Origin of the sequence: Pseudomonas sp. JUb52 (assembly GCF_004341115.1) — a bacterium.
Taxonomy (GTDB): domain Bacteria; phylum Pseudomonadota; class Gammaproteobacteria; order Pseudomonadales; family Pseudomonadaceae; genus Chryseomonas; species Chryseomonas oryzihabitans.
Genome location: NZ_SLYS01000037.1, coordinates 1 through 2656 on the forward strand (window position 1 = coordinate 1; position 2656 = coordinate 2656).

Sequence of the window (2656 nt, forward strand, 5' to 3'; positions counted from 1 at the left end):
GACGGCACAGCAGCGCTATGCAGCTATCGCCAGTGGAGTTTGAAAAGCGCTATTTCCAGAGCTTGGAGAGTGTCTAGGAAAGCTGGGGCGATTCAGGGAGGATGGTCAGTCGCGGCTGGACGAGGCCGCGCAACTAGCTGCGGCTAAGGACCTGGCCAACCGCAAGCGCGACCTGCTGCTGCAGTACGTCAACATCCAGGTCAACGGCATGCAGGATGCCTGCGGACCCGGACACTGCCAGCGAAGCCGCAGTCCAGCCGCTCAAGCCCTGGAATACCTATCGCATGCTGCTCAACCGAGTTAACACCATTGGCGCCGTTCTTGCCGCGAGCGATTGGCCGGCCAGCCCGGAGCTGGCCGCCACAGATAGATACCTATCAGCTAGTAGGTAACCAGTCGTCGCGGCTGTGGCTACGAAATGGCATGCATCGCTGGAGACATGGTGTGGCCCTGGAATATCTTCATTGATCAACAAGCGGGAAGCTGACCATGCGGACCGTGGCCCACCACGTTAAGACCTTTCGGAGAGAATACCGACTCATCCCCAGCTTCGTCTGGGGATCGCGAATATTCATCCTCTTCGCCTCATCGATGTTGCTTGTCGTCTTGTCGATAGCGCTCTTCTTCTACCACCACGTTTATCTGCAACTGCCGACCTACGCGAATCTTTCCTACTGGACACTCTTCTGGGAGATGCCAATGCTGCTAGGGCTCGCCCAGATCCTAGTCGAGGTCGATCGACGTCGCTTCGCCCGAGATAACCTGGGCAAGAGGATCTTAGGCATCCGGCAGGCAATAGTGGCAACGGATCGCGCGAAGCGGCGGATGATTTCCGAGCACTTTGCTGGCCGTGAAGACTTTGCCGAGCTGGCCAAAGAGCTCATCGAACAATGGGAATGGCGTCAGTCACTGGAGCGACGCGCCGGTAGCCCCGCGACCCTTCGCACCCTTCACTTTTTCAACCTACCTAGTGCAAGTAACTTCGCGACGTATCTCGGTGGGCTTCTCGCCGTGATAGCGGCTGTGGTCGTGGCTCTGCTCGACAAGGAAACCTTCTAACCCTGCGCCTCCAACACTCAGGTCGGACTTTTCCTCCGCCTACTCGGTATTATTCCAGATCATCGTGGTGCCGATAGCCACGTGCATCCTACCTGCCGCGTACATTCTCGATATGGTGACCGGGTTAGGGCATCGAGTGGTCGAGCATGCGAACGACGACTATCTCAGCGATGCTGGCTTTTACAAATTCATCAAGGAGCTGGTTCTACTCGAGGAGCACAAACAGCGTCGCGGGCTGATGACCACCACCGGCTGGGCATATTGGTCCTTCCGCATTGGCACCGCTCCACTGCGCGACGTCCCTCGGTTGTGGCGAAACAAGCGCCGTTCGGTACGGCTGGCGAAACGTCGCCGGTCTAACGGTTGCGCGCCCATCCAGACGCGTTCTAGGATCTCCATCGCCAGCAGCGTCGAGTAAATTTTTTGCTCACGCCCGAACAAACCCGGCGCGCGGATCCGCCAGCCTCTGCAGCGTCACTTACCTTCCTGCGCAGGCAACCCTCCTTGGCGGACTACCACCACGGGGTACGTGTCCTCGTGATCAACCAAGGCGCTTGCTCCATTCCCACAGTATTCATGGCCCTCATCGGCAGGGTCTGTACCGGCACCGATGTCACCGTCGTCCTACACAACACGCCCGTACTGCTAACCAACGCCCAGGACGCCGTCGGCAAGCCCGGCACCAAGCGCACCCTGGCCGTGTCGCTGCAGGCAATCGCCGTTTAGTCCAAGCCCGTCCCCGTCGTCATCCGCGTGCCCGATGGCGCCAGCGCGGCCGAGCTACAGAGCAACACCATTTGCAGCACGGCCGCTGGCCGTTATACCAGCATGAACGCCCTGCTCCAAGGCTCAGCCGGGTATCACACCGCGCGTCCTGGATGTGTGGGGTTCGACACCTAGGCCGTCACTACCACCATGGTCGACATCGCCAAGCAGCTGCGAGGCTTCGTCTATGCGAGCTGCTACGGCTGCAGCATCGAGGAAGGCCCCTTCACTACCGCAAACAGTTCGCCGCCCGCAAACTCATACTGCGCTGCTCGCACAGCACTCTCCTAGTATTGCCGCTCGTATTCCACCACTTATAACCCGCCATACAGCACATTCCTGAGCTTCCTGTGCTCGGGACAATCAATCCAGCGGTCCCGGGTCTGATGCATGTAGGCAAGCAGAAAGTGCGCACCCCCGAGCTGCCGTAGGCGCTCTACCTCCTATTCCAGTGACGTAGCCGGATCCCACGTTCATGCCGGCGCAAAGCACTGGATCTCCTCCAATAGCGCGGCGGTCGCGGCGTGCTCATCGGCCGGCACTTGGAACCAGAACTCTACCGCGATGGCGCCAGGCCGATAATTGAGCGGAAGCCGAAAGAGGCGGTGAGGCAGGGCTAGTGCCTGGTCTACTAACCCGGTCATCCGCTGAACGCCGAAGGTGTGGCATTCGAGGGATAGCTGTTGGCTTCCGAAACAAGTGCGATTCCTCGCCGGAAAAAGGCTCCACTGGCGGCTTTAGGGAAGGTCTGAAAAAGACTTCCTGAATCTGGTGAAATACGCCGATCCCGCCAGCCGAGTTTTTCCATGAAGCAGATGACCTTCGCCGACGC

3 protein-coding genes are annotated in these 2656 nt (G+C 59.3%); 2 read left to right on the plus strand and 1 reads right to left on the minus strand.

Annotation, left to right across the window (positions count from 1 at the left end):
* Positions 1-489 precede the first annotated feature (489 nt).
* Together EC839_RS24000 and EC839_RS24010 are read left to right on the plus strand one after the other, a co-directional pair.
* Complete coding sequence (locus tag EC839_RS24000) at positions 490-1059, plus strand: hypothetical protein (protein WP_017638582.1); 570 nt, start codon at positions 490-492, stop codon at positions 1057-1059.
* Positions 1060-1596: 537 nt separating this feature from the next.
* Positions 1597-1785, plus strand: coding sequence for a hypothetical protein (locus tag EC839_RS24010; protein WP_132833229.1), 189 nt, complete (start codon positions 1597-1599; stop codon positions 1783-1785).
* A gap of 679 nt (positions 1786-2464) precedes the next feature.
* Here the strand turns inward: EC839_RS24010 and EC839_RS24435 are convergent.
* Positions 2465-2656, minus strand: a 192-nt coding sequence (locus tag EC839_RS24435) for a hypothetical protein (RefSeq protein ID WP_218568258.1), incomplete at its 5' end; no start/stop codon positions are given.

What these genes read in the sequence shown, in the direction of transcription:
- EC839_RS24000 (WP_017638582.1), top strand. Translation starts at nt 490, where the DNA reads ATGCGGACCGTGGCCCACCACGTTAAGACCTTTCGGAGAGAATACCGA.